This window comes from Peribacillus simplex, from assembly GCF_001578185.1.
In the GTDB taxonomy this organism is placed as follows: domain Bacteria; phylum Bacillota; class Bacilli; order Bacillales; family DSM-1321; genus Peribacillus; species Peribacillus simplex_A.
On sequence record NZ_CP011008.1, the window covers coordinates 2,920,260 to 2,944,804 of the forward strand.

At 39.0% G+C, this 24,545-nt stretch carries 25 protein-coding genes; 8 read left to right on the forward strand and 17 right to left on the reverse strand.

Features of this window, described 5'->3' with window-relative positions; translation table 11 throughout:
* Window positions 1-13: 13 nt before the first annotated feature.
* The 3 genes from UP17_RS13505 to UP17_RS13515 all read right to left on the reverse strand — a co-directional run bounded on the left by UP17_RS13505 (window position 14) and on the right by UP17_RS13515 (window position 2,706).
* Entirely contained in the window at window positions 14-952 is a 939-nt protein-coding gene (locus UP17_RS13505) for a magnesium transporter CorA family protein (RefSeq protein ID WP_061463473.1), read from the reverse strand.
* 320 nt (window positions 953-1,272) lie between these two features.
* The gene (locus UP17_RS13510; protein ID WP_061463474.1) at window positions 1,273-1,545 is read right to left on the reverse strand and encodes a hypothetical protein; all 273 of its coding nucleotides are present in this window, start codon (window positions 1,543-1,545) and stop codon (window positions 1,273-1,275) included.
* A 60-nt stretch (window positions 1,546-1,605) separates the two neighbouring features.
* Window positions 1,606-2,706, reverse strand: a complete 1,101-nt coding sequence (locus UP17_RS13515; RefSeq protein ID WP_284149583.1) for a nitric oxide synthase oxygenase — start codon at window positions 2,704-2,706, stop codon at window positions 1,606-1,608.
* Between the two features lie 243 nt (window positions 2,707-2,949).
* On the opposite strand from UP17_RS13515, the gene UP17_RS13520 reads away from it, so the two are divergent.
* Both UP17_RS13520 and UP17_RS13525 read left to right on the forward strand, forming a co-directional pair.
* Window positions 2,950-3,273, forward strand: coding sequence for a catDE operon transcriptional regulator CatR (locus UP17_RS13520; RefSeq protein WP_061463475.1), 324 nt, complete (start codon window positions 2,950-2,952; stop codon window positions 3,271-3,273).
* Between the two features lie 154 nt (window positions 3,274-3,427).
* A complete protein-coding gene (locus tag UP17_RS13525; RefSeq protein ID WP_061463476.1) occupies window positions 3,428-4,345 on the forward strand; it encodes an NAD(P)/FAD-dependent oxidoreductase in 918 nt (305 codons plus the stop codon).
* 97 nt (window positions 4,346-4,442) lie between these two features.
* On the opposite strand, the gene UP17_RS27670 is transcribed toward UP17_RS13525, so the two are convergent.
* Window positions 4,443-4,589 carry a lmo0937 family membrane protein gene (locus UP17_RS27670; RefSeq protein ID WP_155727326.1) on the reverse strand — a complete coding sequence of 49 codons (147 nt, stop codon included), beginning with the start codon at window positions 4,587-4,589 and terminating at the stop codon, window positions 4,443-4,445.
* A 279-nt stretch (window positions 4,590-4,868) separates the two neighbouring features.
* On the opposite strand from UP17_RS27670, the gene UP17_RS13530 reads away from it, so the two are divergent.
* Both UP17_RS13530 and UP17_RS13535 read left to right on the forward strand, forming a co-directional pair.
* Window positions 4,869-5,189: a YckD family protein gene (locus UP17_RS13530; protein ID WP_061463477.1), complete on the forward strand. Its 321-nt coding sequence runs from the start codon at window positions 4,869-4,871 to the stop codon at window positions 5,187-5,189.
* Window positions 5,190-5,357: 168 nt separating this feature from the next.
* Complete coding sequence (locus UP17_RS13535) at window positions 5,358-7,331, forward strand: S9 family peptidase (protein ID WP_061463478.1); 1,974 nt, start codon at window positions 5,358-5,360, stop codon at window positions 7,329-7,331.
* A gap of 42 nt (window positions 7,332-7,373) precedes the next feature.
* On the opposite strand, the gene UP17_RS13540 is transcribed toward UP17_RS13535, so the two are convergent.
* The 8 genes from UP17_RS13540 to UP17_RS13575 form a co-directional block, all read right to left on the reverse strand.
* Entirely contained in the window at window positions 7,374-7,805 is a 432-nt protein-coding gene (locus UP17_RS13540) for a CBS domain-containing protein (protein ID WP_155727327.1), read from the reverse strand.
* Between the two features lie 81 nt (window positions 7,806-7,886).
* Window positions 7,887-8,723: an MBL fold metallo-hydrolase gene (locus UP17_RS13545; RefSeq protein WP_061463480.1), complete on the reverse strand. Its 837-nt coding sequence runs from the start codon at window positions 8,721-8,723 to the stop codon at window positions 7,887-7,889.
* 89 nt (window positions 8,724-8,812) lie between these two features.
* A complete protein-coding gene (locus UP17_RS13550) occupies window positions 8,813-9,793 on the reverse strand; it encodes an ABC transporter permease (protein WP_061463481.1) in 981 nt (326 codons plus the stop codon).
* Complete coding sequence (locus UP17_RS13555; RefSeq protein WP_061463482.1) at window positions 9,786-10,700, reverse strand: ABC transporter ATP-binding protein; 915 nt, start codon at window positions 10,698-10,700, stop codon at window positions 9,786-9,788. Before UP17_RS13555 ends, UP17_RS13550 begins: the two co-directional genes overlap by 8 nt.
* Window positions 10,697-11,488 (reverse strand): GDSL-type esterase/lipase family protein, encoded by a 792-nt coding sequence (locus tag UP17_RS13560; RefSeq protein WP_081109005.1) that lies wholly within the window; start codon window positions 11,486-11,488, stop codon window positions 10,697-10,699. The genes UP17_RS13555 and UP17_RS13560 overlap by 4 nt, the downstream gene beginning before the upstream one ends.
* Before the next feature lie 207 nt (window positions 11,489-11,695).
* Window positions 11,696-12,667, reverse strand: a complete 972-nt coding sequence (locus UP17_RS13565; RefSeq protein WP_061463484.1) for a bile acid:sodium symporter family protein — start codon at window positions 12,665-12,667, stop codon at window positions 11,696-11,698.
* Between the two features lie 182 nt (window positions 12,668-12,849).
* On the reverse strand, window positions 12,850-14,046 hold the full coding sequence (locus UP17_RS13570) for an MFS transporter (protein WP_434218673.1): 1,197 nt from the start codon (window positions 14,044-14,046) through the stop codon (window positions 12,850-12,852).
* A 92-nt stretch (window positions 14,047-14,138) separates the two neighbouring features.
* On the reverse strand, window positions 14,139-16,286 hold the full coding sequence (locus UP17_RS13575; RefSeq protein ID WP_061466104.1) for a PAS domain S-box protein: 2,148 nt from the start codon (window positions 16,284-16,286) through the stop codon (window positions 14,139-14,141).
* A 369-nt stretch (window positions 16,287-16,655) separates the two neighbouring features.
* Between UP17_RS13575 and UP17_RS13580 the strand changes: the two genes are divergently transcribed.
* A complete protein-coding gene (locus UP17_RS13580) occupies window positions 16,656-17,570 on the forward strand; it encodes a YitT family protein (RefSeq protein ID WP_250211669.1) in 915 nt (304 codons plus the stop codon).
* An 87-nt stretch (window positions 17,571-17,657) separates the two neighbouring features.
* Here the strand turns inward: UP17_RS13580 and UP17_RS13585 are convergent, their stop codons facing one another.
* The 4 genes from UP17_RS13585 to UP17_RS13600 form a co-directional block, all read right to left on the reverse strand.
* Window positions 17,658-17,852, reverse strand: a complete 195-nt coding sequence (locus UP17_RS13585) for a cold-shock protein (RefSeq protein WP_034307294.1) — start codon at window positions 17,850-17,852, stop codon at window positions 17,658-17,660.
* Window positions 17,853-18,724: 872 nt separating this feature from the next.
* Window positions 18,725-18,931 (reverse strand): cold-inducible protein YdjO-related protein, encoded by a 207-nt coding sequence (locus tag UP17_RS13590; protein WP_061463486.1) that lies wholly within the window; start codon window positions 18,929-18,931, stop codon window positions 18,725-18,727.
* A gap of 131 nt (window positions 18,932-19,062) precedes the next feature.
* Window positions 19,063-21,186, reverse strand: coding sequence for a DNA helicase RecQ (recQ, locus tag UP17_RS13595; protein WP_155727328.1), 2,124 nt, complete (start codon window positions 21,184-21,186; stop codon window positions 19,063-19,065).
* Window positions 21,187-21,342: 156 nt separating this feature from the next.
* Entirely contained in the window at window positions 21,343-22,248 is a 906-nt protein-coding gene (locus UP17_RS13600; RefSeq protein ID WP_061463487.1) for a 3D domain-containing protein, read from the reverse strand.
* Between the two features lie 257 nt (window positions 22,249-22,505).
* On the opposite strand from UP17_RS13600, the gene UP17_RS13605 reads away from it, so the two are divergent.
* From UP17_RS13605 to UP17_RS13615, 3 genes are read left to right on the forward strand one after another with little or no spacing between them, the layout of a single operon-like run.
* The gene (locus UP17_RS13605) at window positions 22,506-22,739 is read left to right on the forward strand and encodes a spore coat associated protein CotJA (RefSeq protein WP_061463488.1); all 234 of its coding nucleotides are present in this window, start codon (window positions 22,506-22,508) and stop codon (window positions 22,737-22,739) included.
* Window positions 22,740-23,006: a spore coat protein CotJB gene (locus UP17_RS13610; RefSeq protein ID WP_061463489.1), complete on the forward strand. Its 267-nt coding sequence runs from the start codon at window positions 22,740-22,742 to the stop codon at window positions 23,004-23,006.
* Window positions 23,007-23,018: 12 nt separating this feature from the next.
* Window positions 23,019-23,588: a manganese catalase family protein gene (locus UP17_RS13615; protein ID WP_061463490.1), complete on the forward strand. Its 570-nt coding sequence runs from the start codon at window positions 23,019-23,021 to the stop codon at window positions 23,586-23,588.
* 48 nt (window positions 23,589-23,636) lie between these two features.
* Here the strand turns inward: UP17_RS13615 and UP17_RS13620 are convergent, their stop codons facing one another.
* Window positions 23,637-24,509: a CvfB family protein gene (locus UP17_RS13620; RefSeq protein WP_061463491.1), complete on the reverse strand. Its 873-nt coding sequence runs from the start codon at window positions 24,507-24,509 to the stop codon at window positions 23,637-23,639.
* Between the last annotated feature and the right edge of the window lie 36 nt (window positions 24,510-24,545).

Below are 24,545 nucleotides of genomic sequence, written 5' to 3' on the forward strand. Positions count from 1 at the left end.
TAAGCCGGTTCTCTTAAAAATATTTCTTCTTCCAAAAAATGAATGCCGTCGTCCCCGCTAAAGTGATGGCAATTAATAATGTAAAGATGAAAGCAAACTGATTATGTTCAAATGGCAGTTCCACATTCATTCCGTAAAAACTTGCCACCATCGTCGGAAGAGTTAAAATAATTGTCACTGAGGTTAGAAACTTCATGGCATTATTGACATTATTCGAAATAATCGAAGCGAATGCATCCATCATCCCGCTAAGAATCGAGAGATACACTTCTGCCATTTCGATTGCCTGTGCATTTTCGATGATTACGTCCTCAAGCAATTCTTTATCTTCTTCATACATTTTCAAATAATTAAAACGAAGAATCTTATCAAGTACTACCCGATTGGATTTCAATGATGTAGTAAAATAAACCAGGCTTTTTTCCAAAGCCAAAAAAGTATATAGTTCTTTATTTTTCATTGACTGATGCAATTCACGTTCCGCTTCATTAGTCATCTTGTTAATTTGTTTAAGGTACCGTAAATAATAGGATGAAATTTCAAATAATATTTGTAAAGCAAACCTTGTTTTCTTATTGGTGAAAAATCCTTTAATCTTATTGTTTTTGAAATTCGCCAAAATTGGGGTTTCTTTCAAAGATACTGTAATAAAACAGTCTTTGGTAAAGATCATCCCTATGGGAATCGTTTCAAAGATGGGTAAATCGGCTTCGTCCCGAGTCAAATATGGGAAGTCAACAATAATTAAAACATTATCATCTTCTTTTTCTATGCGGGGCCTTTCCTCATCGTCCAGCGCATCTTTCATGAAATTAATCGGTAACTTCAAAGTCGTGCATATATAATCTATTTCGGCTTCTGTCGGCGCGACAATATTCACCCAGGAACCTTTTGTCATTTCCTCGATATTGTTTAAGTGCCGGTTTTCATTCGTCTTGTAGATTTCAATCATTTGATGACCTCCTCTTCTATAGAGAAAGCCTTATTTACCTTCTTCGAGCAGATACTCAGGGAGAATAACAGTCTCGACTTCTAGCATCATATTGGCTTCCTCTTGCTTACTGGGTTCAGGATCATAAGAACTGCTGCTCACTCGTATCCACTTCCTTTCGATTCTTTAATCTTAATCCTTATTCTTTTAAAGCACAATAACGAATTTACCACATTGAACACCCTGTTTAAAATTCGCAATCATCTGAATTTAACGATTAAAAAAAGATCAAATAAAGCCATAAAAAATCGCTTGGAATCTCCAAGCGATTTTTTATTACGTTATCCATGCTTAGCATTATTATAATAGTGAACACCATACATGGCGCCTTCATCTACCATTTTATTATCTTCATGATCATATGGATCGGGGTGACCTGCCTTTTCAATTACAGGGTCCAGCTCTGAAGTCTTCCTATTCCAAAAGCTTAATGTTTTATCTTTTGCATTGGACCACATGTCCTTCACTTTTCCTCTGTTCGTTTTATTTGAAAAAAATGAGACTCCGGCAACTCCGACTCCTAGTAATACTACGTTTCTTCCTAATGCCATCATTACCTTCCCCCTTTTTATTGGATTAATATATATATACCCAATGCCCGTTGATGTAAACCTTTATTTATATGGAGGCTTTTGATAAAAGAAATTAGGTTTCATTATTTCATTGTTATACGGCTGATGAAATACGTGTGTCGTAGCTGGAGACACTGGTGGAATTAACCAGGTCCAGTCACCCGTTACTTTTCGGTCACATGAAGTTTCCTTTTCTTCGAATTTCTTGAATTGTTTAGCTGCCGTATGGTGATCAACAATACTGACTCCATGTTTTTTAAACGAATGAAGGACTGCATCATTCAGTTCGATCAAGGCTCGATCTTTCCATAAATTCGAATCACGTTTAATATCCAAGCCCATCCTCTCCCCTATTGCTGGAAGCATATTGTAGCGATCTTCATCAGCAAGGTTTCTGCCGCCAATCTCCGTTCCCATATACCACCCATTAAATGGTGCAGCTGAATAAGTAATACCGCCAATTTCTAGCCTCATACCAGATATGATTGGAACTGCATACCATTTGATTTGAAGATCTTGAAACCATGTAAACTCCGGGTGGGTGATCGGAACTTCCTTAACAAGACTTTCAGGAATTTCATGAAATTCAGGGGTTTTTCCGTCCAACTGGACTACAAGGGGTAAAAGATCGAAAGGTCCAAATTTCCCTTCCCATCCTAATGCCATGCATTGCTTTGTGAATTCTATTGAACTTGAATCGCCAATTACACCATTCTCTGTCTCATATCCTGCATAACGAATAAGCTGATGATTCCAAATATCCACTTTTACATCATGATCTTTCTGTTTGAAGATTGTAATCAAAGGCCTGATGTTTCCATTATTCGTAGCGTATTCGATATGCTCAAAGAGAGCCGATACTATTTCTTCCTCGCTTTGAATCATCCTTTTATCAATCACCCTCAGCGACTCCCAAAAAAAGCGCCCGATGCAACGATTACTATTACGCCAAGCTAATTTAGCACCATAAACCAATTCTTCATATGTATGTTCATATCTGCCTGTTTCATTTATTTCCTTTTTGATTTGTTCGATCCTGCCATTTATGTCCTCTTTCGTTTTCAATAATTCCGGGTAACTTGTCCTGATAAAGGATACGGCCTCTTGCAGTAAATCACTCATCTTTCCCACGAATCCTTCCATTTGCAACTCTTTGACTCCAATAATAAAGTAACATATTTTTTATAGTATCTCTAAAGGAACACATTTTTAAAAGAGCATTTCTTTTAAAATGTGGCAATTCTGCGGCGGAAATTTTATTCATAATACTTAAAGTAAGTTCATAAATTTCTTATACTATAACATCTCTAGTAACTAAATAATATTCGGTAAAGTTGTTACATAAGAGGTAAATGCATTATAATATAATAATAATGGGGTGATATGATGAATAATACGACACTTTGTCCACGATTTGAAAAAGGAATGCAAATCTTGAGTAAACGCTGGACCGGATTGATTGTCAATCAATTGCTTAATGGCCCTCAACGGTTTTGTAATATTGAATCTGCCTTCCCGATCAGCGGCAGGATTCTTTCTGAACGTTTAAAGGACTTGGAAATTGAAGGTATTGTAAAAAGGGACGTATATCCAGAGACACCAGTCCGGATTGAATATTCTTTAACTGAAAAAGGCAAGGCTCTTGCACCGGTAATGAAAGAAATTCAAAACTGGGCACAAGAATGGCTCGAACCAATACAGAACCAATAAAATAGGCATTAGAAGAAATCGAGGAAAGTCTGCCAGCTGGCAGACTTTCCCTTTTTTATATCTAGCGTTTGTTTAGGTGCCTGCGACAAGTGGTATATTTTCTACAGTTAGAATAACACTAGGTTTATTCCAAAATTGTATGGGCGGTGTATTCATGAAGCAAGCAGATTGCATTATTGTTGGTGGTGGTATAGCTGGTATTCAGGCAGCCATTCAGCTCGGAAGATATAAACATGATATTATTGTCATTGATTCTGCTCAAGGCCGTTCTTCCATAGCCAAGGCTTACCATAACATTCTTGGATGGCCAGATGGGGTAAGCGGGCACCAATTAAGGACTCTGGGCAGACAGCACGCAGAAAAATTCGATGTTGAATTTTTGGAAGATACAGTGACATCTATTGAAAAAAAGCGGGACAAGTTTTTTATCCACACAAAGAAGGGCATGGAATATCAAGCAAAAATGATTTTTCTAGGTACCGGCATTACCGATAACATCCCTCCAATCAAAAACATCTATACAACCCTTGGGACATCCACATATATATGCCCTGACTGTGATGGGTATGAGATCATGGATAAACAAACCGTGGTCCTTGGAGGCGGAAATGCAGGTGCAGGAATGGCCCTTACTTTATTATATTGGTCAAAGGATATCATTTACGTCAATCACTTGAAATCAAAAATTGATGAAAAGTATAGGAAAAAGTTAAAGGCAAATCAAATTCCCGTATTCGAAGAAGAAGTCGAAGAGGTTCTAGTAGATGCCAAACAGCAGTTAACCGCAATACAATTAGTATCTGGTAAAATAATTGAAGCCGAAAAGGCATTCACGGCGTTTAAAGGGAACAAACTTAATAACGGCCTCGCCTTACAACTAGGTGTGCATGTAAACGAAAACAATCATGTCGTGATTCATCCCCGCACTAAAGAAACGAATATTAAAGGAGTTTGGGCCGGCGGTGACCTTGTTGCCCATTCCGAACAAGTCACTATTTCGATGGGGGATGGGACCCAAGCCGCGATTTGGATTCATAAGAGACTGTTGGGCCAGCCACTTCCTTATGATTAACACCTACGGAAATTAAAAGGGCGACCTGTTCACCAGGCCGCCCTTTGCAATCGTATTTATAAAAGTCTTCTGCGTAAGACTTCGTTTCACATCTAATCTACGTTCGCTTCCTACCTTTAAAAACTTTAACCAAAATGAGAATGACCGCGATGATAAGCAGGATATGTATAAAGCCTGCAGCCACTTTAAAGACTAAACCAAAAACCCATAATAATATTATTACGCCAATAATTGTCCAAAGCATTATAATCCCCCTTCCTTCCCTTCTCATAATGGATCTTTCTTAATGAGAAGTTTCTTCAGAATGTTTAGCTTACATTTAAATTACCCTTATCTTTCTGCAACAAACCCTTTTGTGGGTAAACCAAAAAAATTACATAAAACTGTAAAGTCTGTAAAAGATAATAATGAATGAGGAATCTTCCATATTGAAAACATTACCATAAGGAAGGCCTTTCAAGTTTTTAAGGTTCTGCAGATCTTTATAAGAAAAGGCAAAAACAAAAGAAGGAGTCGTTCATCCATGAAAAAGTTTTTAATCATCTGTTTAATAGCCTGTTCCCTATTCTTAGTTAACATGGATTACCCGTCTGCACATGGAACTAAAGCAAAACCGGAAAGTGTACAATTCACTGAGGTTCAAAAATCGGAAATCGCCAAGATACACAAGCAAATACTTGCGGACAAAAAGAGGTTGATCGAAAAATATGTTGAATATGGTGCGCTATCAAAAGAAGAAGCCGATAAAATGTTTTCACATTTTGAAAAACATTATAAAATGATGGAAGAACATAATTTTCAAATATCGCCGCATCGCCCACATACAGGGCATACGCATAAGTAATTCTATGTTCTTTGCCTATATAGCATGATAATCCGTCCTGATAAAAGGCCGGATTTTTTTCATTTCATTCTTTCTTGATAAATAAACACTACGCGTTTACCATTTACTAAAGGATTTATATTTCTCTTTAGCGAAATACATAACAATGAGAATGAAAGGGTGAAAAGGATGAACAAAATAGGTATAACAGCAAGAGACTTATTTCACTTGAAATCAGTGACCGATCCAAAGCTATCGCCGGATGGCAGCATGGCGGTGTATGTCCAAACCAGAATTGATGAAAAAACAGAAAAATACATTTCCAATCTATTTATGTTCAGCCTGATTACGAATGAAACAAAACAATGGACGTTTGGGGATAATCGTGATACTTCACCTGCATGGTCCCCCGACGGAAAGCATATCGCCTTTATATCGGACAGATCCGGAAAAAAACAAGTGCACATTATTGGGAGCATTGGAGGGGAAGCACGCCAATTGACCCATTTCGTTAACGGTGTAACAAAACCTATATGGTCTCCTTGTTCCACCAAGTTGTTGCTTTCTACAGGGTTAAAAGAGGGGGAGTGCCTTAATTCGGTTAAGGAAAATGATTTTTCCAAAGATGTTCATAGATATGACCGGATTAAGTTTAAATGGGATGGGAGAGGGTATTTTGATCAGTTATTTCAGCAGCTTGTCATCGTGGAGATTTTAAATGACGAAGCCATATTGCTGACGGAAAATAATATTGATCATCACCCGAATGCGTGGTCCCCTGACGGTCAGCACATTGCATTCATAAGCGGGGATGCAGAAAAGAGTGATGATGAACTTTTTTCTGATATTTTTATCATGGAACTAGAAACGAATTCTTCACGTAAGTTAACGGATAGTACAGGTTTCTTTAAAGATCCGAAATGGTCTCCAAATGGTGAATACCTTTCATTCATTGGCCATTATAAAGAATTTGCCGGTGCCACCTTTTCAAATATCTGGTTATACTCCATATTCGATCAATCCATTCAGTGCTTAACCGATGGATGGGACGTCCAAATTGGGGATTCTGCAATCGGTGATTTCCAAGTCGGAGCAGTCGACCCTGGTATTTTATGGACAAACGATAGCCAAGGCTTTTACTTTTTAATAAGCGATTATGGAAATACTGGCGTATATTATGGTTCGATTGAAGGAGCCATGTATCCATCTATACTTGATCCGCAGCATATATACGGCCTGACTATAGATCCCGAAAGCCATCGTGCGGTCGTGGCCATTAGTACCCCCGTTCATCCCGGTGATCTCTTTGTTTATAACCTTACAAATGGGGATAAAGAACAAATTAGTTTTATTAATGAAGATTTTTTAAAGGATAAACATTTGTCCATGGCCGAACCCATTACTTTTCCATCTGTTGATGGACTTACCATACACGGATGGATCATGAGACCGACCAATTTTAATGGAAATCAAAAATATCCACTCATTTTAGAAATCCATGGCGGTCCGCATATGATGTATGCCAATACCTATGTTCACGAATTTCAGACCTTGGCTAATGAAGGGTATACTATTTTGTTCACTAACCCTCGTGGGAGTGTGGGTTATGGTCAGGACTTCGTAAATGCCTGCCGAGGGGATTATGGAGGCATGGATTATCAGGACTTAATGGCGGCCGTTGACCATGTATTAGCGACGTATGATTTTATAGAGCATGAAAATTTGGGAGTATCCGGCGGCAGCTATGGCGGGTTCATGACAAATTGGATCATCGGTCATACCAACCGTTTCAAGGCCGCTGTTACTCAGCGCTGCATTAGTAACTGGATTAGCTTTTATGGCGTCAGCGACATTGGCTATTATTTTACTGAATGGGAAGTAGGCGGCGATATCGTTAACTCTGCTGAAAAATTGTGGCAGCACTCACCTTTAAAATATGTTTCCAATGTGAATACCCCTTTACTTTTACTTCACGGTGAAAAGGATTTCCGATGTCCCATTGAACAGAGCGAGCAATTTTTTGTCGCTTTAAAACGGCAAAAAAAAGAAGCGGTACTTGTTTCCTTCCCAGATGAGTCTCATGAAGTATCCCGAAGCGGATCTCCAAAAATGCGTCTGCAACATGTAGAAGAAATAAAAGGATGGTTCAATAAATATTTTTAAAAACAAAACTCTGTTAGCCTTTCGCTAACAGAGTTTTTGTTTTTAATGTTGGATTTGATCTCTGTTCTCGGAAATTGAACTTAAAGCATTTCCCGCAATTGAATTTGTCTGATGATGCACAGCAAGATCACCCAACGCTACGACTCCGACCAGCTGGTCATTTTCAATTATAGGGAGCCTTCTGATTTGTTCATTCCCCATTAACTCCTCAGCTTCATCCACTGACATATCAGGGGTGCCTGTTACAAGATTCGTGGAAATAACATCGGTAATTCTAGTCGAATTCGGCTTTTTCTCGGCAACACAGCGGATAACGATATCCCTGTCTGTAATGACACCAATTAATTTGTTATTCTCCAATACAGGAATGACTCCAACATCATCATCCTTCATTTTGACTGCTGCTTCATATATATTATCTTCCACAGTGCAACAATCCACGTCTGTTGTCATAATATCTCTTAATGTAGTCACGGATATTACCTCCATTTTTCATTAGTTGCTTGTTTATTGTTGACTGCTCAAGAGAAATTATTCATCAAACCCTAACACATTTCATTCCACATATTTCCCATGATCCGGTTTAGCTAAAGAATCGAATTCCTTTGCCAACTTTGATAATCCCCTTTCCAATTCTTCCCCTTCAATAGGATACCCGTGCCCCGTTACTGCTACAGCAGGATTCAGACTATCCAATAACCTTACCGATTCCTTGGCAGACTCCCAATCGGTTGTCAAATACCGTGGCGGCCCTGCTATTTCTTTCTCCTGAGTGATGACCTTGTATAGTGAATCTTGCCTGACATTCACAAAAGCATCTCCAGCTATCAGACTTCGGTCACTTTCCCGAAATAGTGAAATATGTCCTTTTGAATGGCCCGGGGTGTGAATCCATTTCCAATCGCCAAGCTCGGGAACACTGTGATCATCAGGCAGGGGTTGAACTTTTTCATCCAGGTTGATTCCCTCATTCGGAAACATCCAAGAAATCTTAGCAACCATCCCCCCTTCGACAGTATAATCTGGCTCAGGATAATTTTCCTGTCCCGTTAAATAAGGCATTTCTTTAATGTGGGCATAAACAGGAGCTTCCCAATATTCCATTAACTCAATCAATGCACCAACATGATCGAAATGTCCATGTGTCAAAATGATGGCCGCAGGTGGATGATGTGGTCCGTATATTTCTTCGGCAGCTCTCTTTATCATCTCTGCTGAACGTGGCATTCCTGCATCTATCAATACCCATTTTTCATCTTTGGGGGACCCTATAAAAATTACATTAACGATTTGTACGGGCAGACAGTATATATCCTCTTTTACAATCTGAACATCTCCACTGGAAACTGAAGTCATTGGCAGAAATTTTTCATTCAAATGATTATCATCCATTATAGACCTCCTAATAAAACTTACTGTTTTTTTAAGGATACCCTGTAAAAGAAAATAAAAAACAACCTATAATTTATATAGGCTGTCTTTCAGTAAACATCCCTGCGTGTAAAAACTGTAAAAGAAATAAGTAAAGCAAGCACCCACCAAACGAGTAATGTAATGACGGAGGATAATAAGGTCATCCCTTCTATCGGAGGAGCCGTCCCGCTAATATAGCCGGTCAATTTCAAATTCACCATAAAGAAATATTTCGCTGACACCCATGATGAAACCATATTGTTCAATATAGCTCCGGAAATCAATGCAGCCAGCATAATGCCCATGCCTGCAGGGGTGCTTCGTACCAAAACCGAAAGCATGAAAGAAAGGGTACCTACCACTACTGCAACCAGCCAGACAAGCCCCAAATCCATCAAAAGGAATTTCCATTGTTCCACTAGCCTTACTTGGCTGACATCCACATCAGCACCCTTTAATTCGAATCCGGTTATTACAGGTGCCCCCCAACCTTGATACCCAAAAACGATCCCCGATAAAAAATACGCCAAAAAGGCTGTCATCGCCACGATAATCGAAACTGACAAAATTAATGTTACATATTTGCTAAATAAAATTTTCCAGCGCTCAACTGGCCGTGTCAGCAAAAGCTTGATCGTGCCTTGACTATTTTCGGAAGAAACCAAATCACTTGCCACTATCATGATCAACAGCGGAATGAACAAATCAATTGCATTTTCCAAAAACATGCGAGTAAAAGTAGCGGCTCCTGGCTCTGTGGGGTTAATGTCATGATCCAGGTAATATTGCTGCTGTTTGAGACTTACTTCCAGCTGTTCACGCCACTCATCCAACATCCTATTTGAACCCAACCGATTTTGAGTATCAATGATCTGCTGCTGAAGAGCTGCACGCCAATCATCAGTTCCCAGCTTCTCCCGCTGCTCTTCCACTTGTTTGTATTGTGCATACGTGAACATCAACACTAAAATTCCGACGATGATACCTATTATGATTAACCGTTTCTTTGCCAACAACTTCATCATTTCATTTTGGATCAAGTTATTCAATACTTCCACCTCCGACACCGGTCACTTGTAAAAATAACTCTTCCAGTCCCGGAAGCTTTCGGTTCATTTCATGTACCTTCACCCCTGCTTGGTTAAGTGCAGCATTCCATTCGGGGGTTTCGAATTCATCATAAGCTGTAATGATATATTTTTGATCTAAGGTAATATCGGTGAAACCGCTAAGGATTTCCACTCCCTTTTGTAAAGGTTCTACCCTCCAAATCATCCGTTCTTGCGTGGATAATAGGCGTTCCACTGTATCCGTTTTGATAATTTCCCCACTTTTAATAATTGCGACGCGATCACAAAGTTGTTGTATTTCACCTAATAAGTGTGAAGAAACTAGAACACTCATGCCTTCTTCTTCAGCCAACTTTCTAATGAATTGTCGCATTTCACGGATTCCAGCAGGATCTAGACCGTTAGTGGGTTCATCCAAAATCAACAGCTTAGGACTATTAAGCATTGCCTGCGCGATTCCTAGACGCTGCCTCATACCTAAGGAATAGGTCTTCACTTTATCATGAATTCTCGCTTGCAGACCGACGAGTTCTACAACCTCGATCATTCTTTTTTCATCAACTTCAGGTAACATCCTTGCAAAGTGGAGCAAATTATTCCACCCGCTCAAAAATGGATATAACTCTGGATTTTCAACAATGCAGCCCATTTGCTTCATTGCCTTCGTAAATTCCTGACGAACATCATACCCGCATATATGGATGGAACCGGAGGATGGCTTAATCAAACCGACCAACATGCGGATTGTTGTCGTTTTACCGGCTCCATTCGGTCCTAAAAAGCCAAAAACCTCACCTTCATTCAGCTCAAAATCTATTCCTTTAATAATTTCCCTTTTGCCAATCCTTTTTTTCAAGCCCTTGACAGACAATGTCACCTGTTTCATCGATCCTCATCCTCCCATTTTATTAAAGGAGCAACCCTATCAGCAATCAAACGATAACCCTTCTGATTAGGGTGAAATTTATCTGAATACAAATACTCATTTACCGACAATTGAAATATATCAAATGTTGGGACGAAAATTGCATTCTTATAAAGAGCCACGACTTCTGCCGTTTCATTATTCCAGTCCCGTACGATGCGGTTAGTATCAAAGTCCTCATCCAACTCTATAAATGGATTATACAGGCCAAGCAATAATATGGTAGCTGTATCATTGACATTATTGATATCTTTAAAAATCCCATGTAAATTCTCCAAATAATTCCTTCTCAAATCAGATGTGGCTTCACTATCATAATCAAGCAGGGTCTGGCCTTTTTGAAATAAATCGTTACCGCCGATCGTAACTAAAATAACATCAGCCGCTTGGATTTGGCGCTTCACTTCCGGTTGTTTCACTTGCTGCGCCAATTCTTTAGATACCTGTCCATTAATTCCCAGGTTATGGATGAGCGGTTTTTTATTATATTCACTCTCCAACTCTTCCACAACAAGTCCAACGTAGCCTTTGCCTGTTTCATCACCTGTTCCGCGCGTCAATGAATCACCTAACGCCACAACCGTAAAATCATCAGGCAGATCATTTTTAATGGGGGATTCCTCTATTGTTTCCATATCAGAAGTCCTTTTTCCATAATGGTCAATAATTGCCCATCCTAGGCAAAATAAAAAAAACAGTCCGATAAGAGCTGATACAATGGTAGCGGCCAATACTTTTGATTTGCTCAAAACACTCATCCTTCCATTCATTCTCTACCTTCCATTAAATCATATTATTTCCAAAAATAAAAAACTGATTGCTCTTGATACCAAGAATCCAGGTAGCCCATCTCCTGATTGTAAACATCCTATCTTTCTTTAAACGGCACCCTACCACTTCTATCATTAAAAAAGGCAGAACGGGATTCATTTAATCCCATTCTGCCTTTTTTTGTATTACTGTTTCAACGATTCCTGCCCAGTCATGGAACTCCCTTTTATTTTGTGTGCTCTTTTTGACCAGTAGGTCGCAAGCAAAGGACCGGATATATTATGCCAAACACTGAAGATTGCGCTCGGGACGGCCGCCAGTGGCGAAAAGTGAGCTGTGGCTAATGCAGCACCTAAACCTGAGTTTTGCATGCCCACTTCAATTGAAATCGCTTTTTGATCTTCGTATGGAAGTTTTAACACTTTAGCTGCAAGAAAACCAAGTAATAATCCAAATGAATTATGCAGGACAACCACCCCGAATATAGCCAGCCCTGATTCAAGTATCTTTTCTTTATTTGAACTGACAACTGCAGCGACGACTGCCACGATTGTCACAACGGATATCAATGGAAGTGCTTTAGTTCCCTGACTTACTTTCTCTTTAAAAATGAATTTTACAAAGAGCCCTAATAAAATAGGAACCAAAACTATCTGGAAGATAGAAAATAGCATATCTTTTCCTGAAACCGGCAGCCATTTACTAGCAAGTAAATAGGTTAGTGCCGGCGTTAAAAACGGTGCAAGCAAAGTGGATACAGAAGTGACCGCCACTGATAATGCCGTATTTCCTTTAGCTAAAAATGTCATTACATTTGACGCTGTACCTCCCGGACAACATCCAACAAGGATCACTCCGACAGCCACTTCAGGTGAAAGTTCCAAGCTAGTTGCCAGGAGATATGCCACACCAGGCATGATGATGAATTGTGCAGCCACACCGATAAAAACGGATATCGGCTGCTTCAATACAGCTTTAAAATCGCTAAGCGAGAGAGTGAGTCCCATCCCAAACATTATTATTCCAAGTAAAATGGATATGTATGGAGCAATCCATTTAAATGCATCCGGAAAAATCATTGCTAACACAGCAAATAGGAGAACCCAAATGGCAAAAGAGTTTCCAGCTGCCTTACTTATTTTCGCTAACTTATCCATAATCCCTAGTAGACCACCTTTTCTAATTTATAATTAGATTATACTTCATATTCGGAAAATGACAATCAATTCTGACAATTAGCGAATTGGAGGCCTCCCTCTCATGGACGAGCAAAAAAGACCTCTTCACCATTTAAGATGAAAAGGCCTCTCGCTTTCAATAAGGGAAAAATTTAATAATATTAATTTTCTAATATACCAGTGGTTTTCTTCATAACTTTTAGGTTTTTATCTAACCTCATGAGCCATACCGTGAGCAGCATCCCAATCAGTGTAAGTAAACCGTAAAATAAATACACTGCGTATATCCCTGATTTATCCAAGATTATCCCGCCGCTGAAGGTACTGAACCAGTTTCCCAATCCATTGCCAATGGCGGAATAGAGCGTTATTGCTGTAACTGTTATGCGGGCCGGGACGACTTCCCGAATATATTGTAATGCCGCAGGAATGAATAGGCCAAGTGAAAACCCTTGAATGATCGAAGTTACATATACGGTAGCCAAACTTGGTTCCGTAAAATACAAAACCCAGCGAACCAATGAAGCCGTTCCAGCCAATAAGGTTATTGGCAGCAGGCCCATTTTATGAATCCAGGTACCTGCCATTCTCATAAATGGAATTTCCGACAATACAGCTAAAAGGAACGCAATGCCAATTCCTGTATATGTCCCGCCTCTTGCCTCTACAAACAAACCATAGTATACATTATTTGCAAGGTTTGGACCAAAAATCAAGAACGTTATAGCAAGAAAGATAAGGAAACGTTTCATGGTGATCAATTCTTTCATTCCACCGAAAAGTTTTCCCTTTTCTCTAGGAGCCTCTTCGGGCAAACGAAGAGCAAGACTAGCTGCGATCAATAGACCGAAGAAAAAGGCATAAAATATAACGGAAGGACCAATGAAGGATTCCGATAACTTTCCCATTACAAACACGGCCACACCGTAACCGAGTGAACCGAATAAACGGATTTTCCCATAATTCGATTTAATTCTTGTTGTATATTGAAGAGTGATGCTGTCTGAAACTGGTATAATGGCGCTTTGAAAGATAGCCAGGGCAATTGCGACGGATACTATAAGTAAATAGTGCTCAAACAACAAGTAACCTAACCCTAATACACCAGCAAGCAACGATGTAATTGCAAGTATTTTTGCTGGTTTTCCGCTCCAATCACAGACAATTCCCCAAAAGGGTTGAAAAACGATCATCACTATCGGTCCAACAGACATGATCATACCTATTTCAATACCAGACAAACCTACCTCATTGGCTAAATAAACGCTTAATAGCGGTGTTAAACTTCCCACTGCAAAAAATGAAAATAGGTAAAATACCTTCAAGCTAAAAATATTAGCATGCTTTTGTTTTTCCAAATCCAGTTTCCCCCATGCTGTATCTACTAAACCACCATATAACTCCACAAATTCCGCATTTCTTTATATCCATGCAACTTTTTCATTGCCTTCTAAGAAAAGGCTTTTTTCGTAGGGAGCACGATATTAAAGGCTGTACCCCTATTAACCTCGCTTTCGACAAAGACATTTCCCAAGTGGCTTTCTATTATTTTAAAGCTGATCATGAGACCTAACCCATTACCGGATTTTTTCGTTGTGAAAAATGGCTCTCCCAATCTCTTAAGCTGCTCTGGCGGCATCCCGATTCCTGTGTCGGTTATGGAGATATGCACTTTATCCTCTTTAAGCTCAGTAATGACTTTTATGACCCCGCCGTCAGGCATGGCTTCCATGCCATTTTTAATGAAGTTCAATATGACTTGTTTTAAACGATTCTCATCACATTGTACGAGGATTTTTTCGTAAAAACAATCCCAAACCAGTGATACTTTCTTCTTTCTAGCATCAAACTCCGTCAAAGATAACACGTTTTGAATGATTGGTATAATATTCTTCGTTTCCAATATCAACGACTGTGGTTTGGCCAATTGTAAGAATTCTTCAACTATCTCATTCACACGATTGATTTCATCCATAATAATTTCTAGATATTCTTGTTTATTTTCATCTGTTTCATCTAATTGCAAAAATTCTGTATACCCTTTCATGGAGGTCAGCGGATTTCGTATTTCATGTGCAACACCAGCAGCAAGCTGACCGACGGCAGCCAATTTATCCTGCCGATGGAGCATTTCTTCCGATTGTTTACGCTCAGTTATATCATGTCTAAGTGCCAAAAATTGAAATGGCTTACCTTCTTCGCTGAAAAATGGAACAATTGTTGTATCGACCCAATAAAAACTGCCATCCTTCGCCCTGTTTCTAATTTCACCTTTCCAAACCTTGCGTTGATGTATGGTCTTCCACATTTCATCAAAAAATTCCTTTGAATGGAATCCGGAATTAACCAAATTATGAGTATGGCCGATCAATTCAGTTCTCTTGTAGCCGGAAACCTCCGAGAACTTTTCATTTACTTCAATAATGACCCCTTTATCATCGGTAATCGCCACTATCGAGGATTGGTTGATGGCATAATGCATATCCTCCAGTTCTTTGATTGAACCCTTTAAAGCATTTTCTGCTTTTTTACGACTGGTAATATCCGAACGGATGGAAATATATTGATAGGGTTTGCCCCTTTTCATAAAAGGAACGATGGTTGTTTCCACCCAATAAACATCACCATCTTTAGCCCGATTGCATATTTCACCATTCCATGTTTTGCCCTGGCTGATCGTTAGCCATAAGTCAGTGAAAAATTCTTTTGCATGATAACCCGAATTGATGATGGAATGGTTTTTCCCTATTAGTTCATGTTCTTCATATTGAGATATTTCCAGGAATTTTTCGTTAACATATGTAATGATTCCTTTTGCATCCGTGATGGCGACGATCGCCGATTGATCTAAAGCATAACGGATATCGCTCACAGTATTATCACTTCTTGCCAACCTCCGGCCTACGATCGTACTTGAAGCAATCAAGCTGGCAAGGATGAACAATGAGACAAAGCAAGTTAGATAAAGCATAAAAGGAGTGAGTGGAACAAATTCACCCGTTACATTTTTACCATCCATCGGTAACACTCTCAAAAAAAGATAGTATCCTTCAATGATTGCCCCGCTCATCATGAGAGTACTGACTGGCTTTAGTGAGGATTGACTTAATTTATTAAAATAAAATAATATTGCTAGCGCTGCTACAAATAAACTAAAGACACTGAAAAGCGTACTGGCGACCAACAATCTGCTAAATTGCAAAGAGTGGTTTAAAGAAGACGTGCCCATAATATAATTGGATAATATCGCCACAGTAAACATGAAACCGCAAAAAACGATTTGCAGTATTTGTGTTTTATATGATATCGCCAATAACCCAACCCCTGCGAGAGCAATCGCTAAAACTAATGAAAAAATTATTGTAAAAAAGTTGAATGCTGCCACCCCAGAATTATCAAGGGTTAATATGACAACAAAGTTAAGCATCCAAATAGCCACTCCCATAGAGCAGCTGCTCCCTATATACAATAGGCGTTTATATTTCTCGGTCGTCAGTAACGATGTCAGTAAATCCAACGCCGTATAACACGCCATTATTAACAAAAGTACCGCAATCATAAAGAGGACAGGATTTGATGCCACAATTGATTGTTCCATTTTTTTCTTGATCACCTCTACCGTTCTATTCTCCTATATTGTAATGGAAATTCATAGTACCTCCAAGGTTTTTTATTTCCTTATTCCTATATATTTACACACAAAATCCTTGGTGTCCCACACATCACATGAAAATGGAGTTTTTTTCATAAATTCAATAAAATGAGAAATACTATTCTTTTGTATAGAGTAAAATAAAAATACATGATAATGACAAGCATTCACAACCTGCTTCATCATCGCATGACATACTCAATAACAAAAAGAATTATTCAGAAACATTTAATTAAGAATGTTAATTTCTTTATTTAATTATACCTATAGGTTTATAATTAAATAGAACGTATATAGAGAGAAGGAGTGGGGGGCATGATTATGTCAGACCTGGCAGGTGCAAGTACAACAGAAATTATGCACAAGAAGACCCAGCATAAAAAATTAACACTGAGACAAATATTACAGAGAGGACTTTTAATTACGATCGGTGCCGTTTTAATGGCTGTCGGCCTCGAGATTTTTTTAGTGCCGAATAACGTAATCGACGGAGGCATAACGGGAATATCGATTATGTTGTCTTACATTACGGGATGGAAACTTGGTATTTTTCTTTTCGTTTTGAATCTTCCTTTCTTTTTTATCGGTTATAAACAAATTGGAAAAACCTTCGCATTATCTACTCTGTATGGGATTTTAGTCCTTTCTATTACCACTGCATTGCTTCATCACGTACCAGCTTTCACTCAAGATATCCTCCTAGCATCCGCTTTTGGCGGAATGATTCTTGGCATTGGTGTTGGAATGGTCATTCGATATGGCGGCTCATTGGATGGTACAGAAATACTTGCTATACTCGCTAGCAAGAAGATCCCTTTTTCCGTTGGGGAGATCGTCATGTTTTTTAATTTATTCATCCTTGGCAGTGCAGGCTTCGTTTTCTCATGGGATCGCGCCATGTATTCGATCATAGCTTACTTCGTAGCTTATAAAACGATGGATATCGTCATCGCTGGTTTGGATGAGTCCAAATTTGTTTGGATTATCAGTGATGAATTTGGTGATATCGGCGACGCCATAATGAATCGCCTTGGACGCGGCGTAACATTTTTAGCTGGCGAAGGTGCTTATTCTGGTGATGATAAAAAAGTCATCTTTTGTGTAATAAACAGGCTTGAGGAAGCTAAACTTAAAGATATAGTCAAAAGCTTTGACCCTTCTGCATTTCTTGCCGTAGGGGATATCGCGGAAGTTCGGGGCGGCCGATTCAAGAAAAAAGATATTCACTAATCATTCACCTGCTTTTTGCTTCAAACAATTGGCAAAAAGATAAAAAAAGCTGAAGGGATAATCCCCTTCAGCTTTTTTTATACAGTCTTAATAGTTTCTTGGATTGTTGATTGCTTGAAGCATTCTGGTGCCGGGTTTCATCTCGCTGCTACATAACGGACAAACGTGTTCATCATTACTTGTAAAGTTATCGCGAATCCAACCTTTGCAATCTTCTGATGTACATTCCCACACCTTTGTTTCTTCAGGAATGATTTCTTCCGTATTATTTCTTCTATACATGTATCTCACTCCTTAGAATTGAATTGACTTCGTCATGCATAACAGATCACAAGCCATAAAGATAAAAGAAGAATAGATGGCGATTAATCTAAATAGTGAGTAAATACCCATTCGCTTAACCATTGATTATTGTTCATTACACCCAAATTTTCCGAGTGGAAAGAACTTAAGATTACGACATGAATTTTTAATGTCTCAGTAACCATTATATCATATATATGCTTTTTATATTTGAGTAAAGATTCTAAAGTAGAAATGATTCCTTAAATCTCAGTTTTTTTTAATCAGATAATAAATGAAACACAGCCCCTGACTTACCCTTCAAGATAATAGAGACTGCGCTGTTCAAGAATCCATTCCATATGGTTCTTCCTGCTCGATCGGATAAACAATTCAAAGTGAATCGAGCATGAGAGTAATTTTAGTGCCAAAACCTAAAACAATGAAAGCCCTGCCTCTCTCCCATCCATACGGTTCCTAGACCGTGCCTGCGAGAATCAGATAAAAGCTTGTAAGTACATGTTTATTAATTAAAACCGTCCGTAATTCCAATTGGGAAAATTAAATTCCAAAAGATAAATGGTACATAGAAGTAAGTTAATGAAGAACAGAAATGGATCGAGGAAAATACTTGGTAATAAGATGTATTTCATTTTTCTAGATGTGTTTAACTTGTTTCTACTCCATCATGAAAATGATGGAAAATTATTTTATTAATAAAAATGTTACTTTAAATTACCCTCCAGCGTTTTCTTAACAACACTGAAATTATATCTTATCATATATATTTATATATGTAAAGCATTAAACCAGATTTCACTCCGGCATACTTCTTTCAAGCAAAAAAAATAAAGAGGCATAATTCACCTCTTTTATTTAAATGCATTATACTCATTTTCAATTTTTGGGAGTTCCCTGACTTCCTCGACTAATTGACTACCGCACATTGGGCAATCATAGTTTTCCGATGCAAAATCTTTTCTCATCCAACCATTACAATCTGCTGATCCGCACGCATATACTATCGTATCTTCCATAACGATTTCTGGTTCCTCTGAATTCTTTTTACCAAAATACATGAGCAACCTCCTCTTTTTTATATAAAGACTCTGATTAAAGGCGCGAAATCCACCTTTTTATCATTCCTAGTATACGCATTAAACCAAATTCTTATTTATTCATTGAAAAAATATTCCAAAAGCCTAATCACCTATGCGTTTTCCAATCCTGCTTTAACCAAGATCGCTTTAATCATAAAGTAGGAAAAGTGCTCAGGTAAGGCTTCTTTTAGCGGTTTTAGTTTTTCAGAATCCAATTGTTTCGCAGTTTCCAATACAAGGTCATACTCTTTATCCGAGAAAATCCCTTCCCATTTGATATCCAAATGTTCCTCTGCACACTTTAATAAATGATTTTCAATTGAAATGGAAGACAGACCTCTCATTGTCCCGATTTCCTTGATTGATTTGCCTTCCTGATATAAGCGATAGCTTTCTAAATGTGATGGCGTAGTGCTTCTCTTTACTGCTTCCTTTGTAACCATTATATTCGTTTCTAATTCAGGATGTGCCTGTACATAATGGGAAATTCCTTCTAGGAACACGGTGCCGAAGCGTTCGAACTTCTGGGTGCCCACCCCTTTTACTTCTAGGAATTCCTGTTCTGTTTTCGGCAGTTTGACGGCCATATCTTTCAAAGATGCATCGGAAAAAATAATGAATGGAGGTACATTTTCCTTACCTGCCAATTCTTTTCTTAACTGTCTCAACTCATTGAATAACCCATGATCTACACTGATGCTGCTTACTTTTTTTATTTCTTTACGCAGGACCTTTTTCTGTCCCAACAGCACTTCCCTGCCAGCATTGGTCACTTTAAGGACTGGAAATTGGCCCCCGGTCATTTCGATATACTGTTTCGCTGTAAGGAAATCAATGAAATCGCCTACATCCTTTGCAGATTGATTATTGATGATTCCATAGGTTGAAAGCTTCTGAAAGCCGAACTCTTCAATTTTCTTATTTCGTGATCCCGTAAGCACTTGGGAGATCATCGTTTTACCGAATCGCTCACCCATTCGCAACATGCATGAAAGGACCATCTGTGCCTGTGTAGTTACTTCAATAGAGTCACGTTTATCTGTACAATTTTCACAATGACCGCAATCCTCAGGATTTTCCTCTCCAAAGTATTGAAGAATGAAGGCTTGCAAACACCCTTCAGTAAAACAATAATCCTTCATTTTGTTCAACTTCTTCAATTCCTGTGATTGCCACTCCTGGGAAGGGTTTGATTGATCAATCAGAAAACGCTGAATCTGCATATCCTGGGGGGAATACAAAAGGATGCATTCACTCTCCAAACCATCCCTTCCTGCACGACCTGCTTCCTGATAATAACTCTCCATGTTCTTTGGAGTTTGGTAATGGATGACGTATCTGACATTAGACTTATCGATTCCCATCCCAAATGCAGATGTCGCTACCATTAAAGGAACGTCATCACGAATGAATTGGTCTTGCTGTTCCGAACGGTCTTGTTCATTCATGCCAGCGTGGTATCGACCTGTCTTGAATCCGGCTTTATTAAGCTTGGCATGCAACGAATCGACTTCTTTCCTAGTGGCTGCATATATGATACCCGACTCATTCTTGTTTTTCTCTATATAGCGCATTAAAAAACGTCCGCGGTTTTCTTCTTTCACAACGGAAAAGAACAAGTTATCTCTTGAAAATCCCGTTGATATTGTATGCTGCCCTGATATTCCGAGCGACTGACAAATATCATCGGTTACATGCGGTGTGGCTGTTGCCGTTAATGCCAGTACAGCAGGAGCTGATGGCATGTTTTTCAATAAGGTCTTGATTTTTAAATAGCTTGGTCTGAAGTCATGGCCCCATTGAGATATGCAATGGGCTTCATCAATGGCCACCAATGAAATGTCCACATTAAATAAATCCTGTTGAAATGCAGCATTTTCCAAACGTTCCGGTGCCACATAAACCAACTTATATCTTCCTTGCTTAATATCGTTCATTCTATTGGATGATTCTAACCCCGAAATGGAGCTATTAAGAAATGTGGCATCAATCCCGTTTTGTTCGAGGGCATCTACTTGGTCCTTCATCAAGGAAATAAGTGGGGATATCACGAGTGTTACACCAGGTAACAAGAGGGCCGGGATTTGGTAACATATTGATTTACCTCCGCCAGTAGGCATGATTCCCGCTGTGTTTATTCCTCCCAACACCTGTTCGATAATCTGTTCCTGACCTTTTCGGAATGACTCATAACCAAAATATTCCTGTAAATATTCACGTGCTTTTTCCATCAATTTACTACTCCTCCTATTTACCTTGTAAGGATCGGTAAGGATCTATTTCTTTCATTGTACCTGCTTTTCCCGTGAACCAAAAGGACAAAAAGAGTAGACACATTAAATCTCCGTGTCTACTCTTTTCGATATATAAACATGTTTTGCATGGATGAATTAATTTAAGACTTGCAATTTAACGTTTTTAACGCCCCAATTCACGGCATCCTTTTCGTTTGGTATAAAAATGTCCACTCTATTTCCTTTGATAGCACTGCCCGTATCTGCTGCCGTGGCGTAGCCATAACCCTCTATATAAACTTTCGATCCAAGTGGAATGACTGATGGGTCCACGGAAATTACTTTAGCATCAGGATTAGCCTTCAAGTCGACCCCTGTGGCTGTTGTACCGCTGCAGCCTTGACAATCAGCCGTATAGGCAGTTGCTCTAACAGTTATCTCTTTTTTAATTCCTGCTTGATCCTTGGAATCATTGTTTGTTTCAGCTGGTTCCGATTGTGCAGCTGGCTTTGATTGCTCTGCTGGCTTTGATTGTTCTGCTGGCTTTGATTGTTCTGCTGGCTTTGATTGTTCTGCTGGCTTTGATTGTTCAACTGGCTTTGATTGTTCTGCTGACTTTGATTGTTCAACTGGCTTTGATTGTTCTGCTGGTGCAGCTTGCTCTGATTTTTGCTCAGGCCCAACACTCGCCGCTTCGACTTTGTTAGCCGCAGGTTTAATGACCAATTCTTGATCAGGATGGATTGTATCTGAATTTAAACCGTTCCAAGATTTAATATCATTTACCGCTACATCATATTTGTCTGCAATTTCCGATAATGTGTCTCCTGACTTGACTTTATAATGCTCTTCTTGAGAAATATGTAAGGTTCCTCCGGCATAAATCATGTCTGAAGACAAATCGTTCCAAGACTTAATATCTTCTATTGATACTTTATATGTTTGAGATATCCCCCATAATGTGTCTCCATCTTTCACTTTGACATCTTCTGCATGTACCGGAATTGTGAAAGCACCGGATATTGCAGCCGCTGCCGCTAACGATAAGATTGATTTTTTCATATGTTGTTACCTCCTTGTGAGCTGCTTTATAAGCTAACGAGTTCAATCTTAACATAGTTTTTTTCTATACAAAGAACAAACAGATAAAGAATAGATGACAAACATCACAGGAAGATAACGGGACTATAACAAGATATTTTAATATTCTGAAAACACATCTTTTTCCAGTTATCTCCCATATCATACTAATGGAGTCATATTATGTATTACCCAAGCATAATAATTAGAGGCTACATCTATACAAAGGAGGTATTTTTTTGACTCGCGAAAAGACTTTTACCTTAGTTAAATCATACAAACCTTTCCATAGTAAATTCGATCCGTGCCCACCTATTGGGAGAAAGTATTTCAGGACACCTCCTAATTTGTATATTAATTTTCAACCGCCGAATTTGGAGCAGTTCACACCGGAGGAAGCTTTGAAATACGGTACACTTTGGAAGTTCTTTTATGATTTCTATGATAATCCATATCGGGAAAGGGAGACGTAAATGAATAAGAAACTGGATGATGAATATTATCAGCTGCTTGAACAAATACAGGCTGCGGATTTCGTACTTGTCGAGTTGACTCATTATTTGGATACACATCCTAACGACCAGCAAGCATTACAGCAATTCAATCAATTTCATGAATATTCCAAACAATTGAAATCGGTTTTTGAGCCTAAATACGGTCCCTTATTGGGTTTTGGAAACAGTCCAGGCGGTGAAAATAAATGGGAATGGGGCCAAGGCCCTTGGCCATGGCAGGTATAAGGAGAGATATCTATGTGGGTGTATGAAAAGAAACTGCAATATCCAGTTAAAGTAAGAGACTGTAATCCTAGATTGGCAAAATATTTAATAGAACAATACGGGGGTGCTGATGGTGAATTGGCTGCAGCACTCCGTTACTTAAATCAACGATATACAATACCCGATAAAGTCATCGGATTACTTACGGATATCGGAACGGAAGAATTCGCTCACCTGGAAATGATTGCCACCATGGTTTATAAGCTTACAAAGGACGCCACACCACAGCAGATGGTTGCAGCAGGTCTTGGCGAACATTATGCGAATCATGATGGTGCCCTTTTCTATCAAAATGCAGCAGGTGATCCATGGACAGCCACATACATCCAAGCTAAAGGCGATCCTATTGCTGATTTATATGAAGATATTGCCGCTGAAGAGAAAGCTCGTGCAACCTATCAATGGTTGATTGACATTTCAGATGACCCGGATATCAATGATTCACTAAGATTTTTAAGGGAAAGAGAGATTGTACATTCCATGAGGTTCAGAGAAGCTGTAGAAATCCTAAAAGAGGACAAAGGGAAAAAAAAGTTTTTTTAATAAAATTCAAATAGAAAAGGCAACGGAAAAGCTTCCGCTGCCTTTTTGTCATTTACGGTCTGAAGAATATGTCCATCCATCTTCCTGGTAAATCTTCTCTTCTTTCATCAGTTTGCCGAGGGCACGTTTGAACGCTCCCTTGCTTAAACCGAAGTGAAATTGGATATCATCAGGTGGTGTTTTGTCACCATAAGGCATAGCACCGCCACGATTCATTAAATAAGTGAAAATGACATCAGCATCTTCCCCCATTAAATCTTGTTTAAAGGGAAATAAAGAAACGTTTAGCGTTCCATCTTCTTTACTATCAATGACGCGCCCTTCAACTAATTCACCAAGACGAGGCTCCTCCTTGCGTTCACTTTCGTGAATGAAGCAGCGATATCCTTCTTCGGAAACAAAGAAAGACCCAACCATAAGCAAACGATAGACATTTCCCTTAACAGTGGTGTTACGGACTCCTTTTAAAGGAGCTTTTACAGCAATCTCCTGGATTACATCTTCCGTAGCAAGTTTACCAAACAGGCGGTCATTGCGATCTGTCTTAAGGGATACATATAGACGATCACCAACCTCAGGCCATAAACGATCAATATTCGGTAGGTCGTCCAGGGATACAAGTATATCTTTGGAAAGGCCGATGTTCACAAAAACACCAAGTTTCCTTTTCACATTGACAACTTCCGCCCAACCATACTGATCAATCTGAATTTCGGGAATCTTCATTGTGGCTGTTAGCCTTGCTTGTTTATCGTGGTAGATGAACACAGTAACTTCATCACCAAGCTCAAGTTCCGTTCCTTCATTCATTTCACTATGATGAAGTAAGACATCTTCTGAACCATCAGTTAAAAACCATCCGAAATCAGCCTTACGTTCCACTTCTAACTCTACAGCCAAACCGGCCTGAATTTTTTGCATGTATATAAATCCTCCTGTAACTTACCTTTACCTACA